1 protein-coding gene is annotated in these 643 nt (G+C 53.0%); it reads left to right on the top strand.

Annotation, left to right across the window (positions count from 1 at the left end; all coding sequences use genetic code 11):
• Positions 1 to 473: fimbrial protein (locus J5224_RS33585; RefSeq protein ID WP_264629208.1), on the top strand; the 473-nt coding region annotated here is incomplete at its 5' end.
• Between the last annotated feature and the right edge of the window lie 170 nt (positions 474 to 643).

Below are 643 nucleotides of genomic sequence, written 5' to 3'. Positions count from 1 at the left end.
AAATCACCATCACGGGCAGCGTGGTAGCCACCTCTTGTGATATTAACTTGAGCACCACGTCATTGGATCTCGGCAACGTCGCACAATTAGCATTCGCCGCAGCGCTTACCCCCGTGGATTCCAGCCAGCGTGATTTCTCACTGACGCTGAGCAACTGTGGTACACCAGATGCCAGCCAGGTTGCGCAGGTGCAAGTTACGGGTCCGGTATTACCGGGGCAGACCAACATCTTTAATAGCGATACCACACGCAATACTGGCGTGATGATCAGCAACGCCAGCACGCCATCGGTTTACATCGAGAACAATGAGGTTTTGGATATTGCCACCGCTGATGGTACCGACCCAGATGCCAGCGACTTTGATGGCCAACGCCTGAACTTGCGAGCCGGACTGGCATCAACCACAACTAATGCTAATGTTGATCTTGGAGGAGTAGCCGCACCGATCCTTTTCAACTTTATCACCAATTAATTCCGGCTGGGCGGCATAGCCGCCCCGCTTTTTCAGACAAGGACTGGCACATGCAACGCATATCGTTGGTTATGGCTCTGCTGCTCTCTTTGTTAACAGTGCCCACCACTTCGCAGGCTGACGGGTTTGGCATTAATGCCTCTCGCCTTATTTACCCGCAAGGTGCTGAC

The organism is Candidatus Symbiopectobacterium sp. NZEC135 (genome assembly GCF_025962695.1).
The sequence above is the reverse complement of the archived record's forward strand: the minus strand, read 5'-3'. Positions and strand labels throughout refer to the sequence as shown.